General features: G+C 66.0%; 1 protein-coding gene. It reads left to right on the plus strand.

The genetic code is table 11. The features are described 5' to 3' along the window. Nucleotides 1-14: 14 nt before the first annotated feature. Nucleotides 15-957: major capsid protein (locus G3T14_RS24315; protein ID WP_163645026.1), on the plus strand; the 943-nt coding region annotated here is incomplete at its 3' end.

A 957-nucleotide genomic window follows, 5' to 3' on the forward strand; every position in this document is an offset into this window, starting at 1 on the left:
AGGAGCGTAAGCCGATGCCCACCATCCTCGACATCTTCAATCAGGACGCGTTCTCGGCGGCCTCCCTGACCGGCAACATCGCGATGGTGCCCAACAGCTACGGCCGCATCAACGAACTCGGCCTGTTCACGGCCGAGCCCGTCGCCACCACGTCCGTCATCGTCATCATCGAGAACGGCGTGCTCAACCTGTTGCCGACCCGCCCGCGCGGCGGCCCGGCCAGCCTCGGCACCCGCGGCAAGCAGAAGCCGGCGTCCTTCGTCGTGCCGCACATCCCGCATGAGGACAGCGTCCTCGCCACCGACGTGCAGAACATGCTCGCCCTGACCTCTAACGGCGATGCCGGCCTGGAGACGGTTCTCGGCTTCCTGAACCGGAAGCTCATCACCATGCGGCGCAAGCATGCCATCACGCTGGAGAACCTGCGGATGGGCGCGGTGAAGGGCATCATCCGCGATTCCGACGGCAGCGTGCTGCTCAACCTGTTCACCGCCTTCGGGGTCACCGAGCAGGTGGTCGACTTCCTCCTCGGCACCCCCGCCACCGACGTGGTCGGCAAGTGCCAGGACGTCACCGGCTACATGGAGGACAACCTCCTCGGCGAAACCATGACCGGCGTGCACGCCCTGTGCTCGCCCGAGTGGTTCCGGAAGCTCATCACGCATGCCAGCGTGAAGGAGGCCTACAAATACTATGCGTCGGCTCCGAACCCGATGCGCCAGGACGTCCGCAAGGGCTTCGAGTTCGGCGGCATCACCTTCGAGGAATACCGCGGGAGCGCCTCCTTCATGCAGGAGGACGGCACCACCAGCGTGCCGCAGCGCTTCATCCCGGCCGGCGACGTGCGGTTCATCCCGCTCGGCACCACCGACACCTTCACGAATTACTGGTCGCCCCCGGACTTCTGGGGAAGCGTGAACCAGGCGCCCAACGGCGCCGACTCCGAGGTGTTCGTCG

The organism is Methylobacterium sp. BTF04 (assembly GCF_010692745.1).
GTDB lineage: Bacteria > Pseudomonadota > Alphaproteobacteria > Rhizobiales > Beijerinckiaceae > Methylobacterium.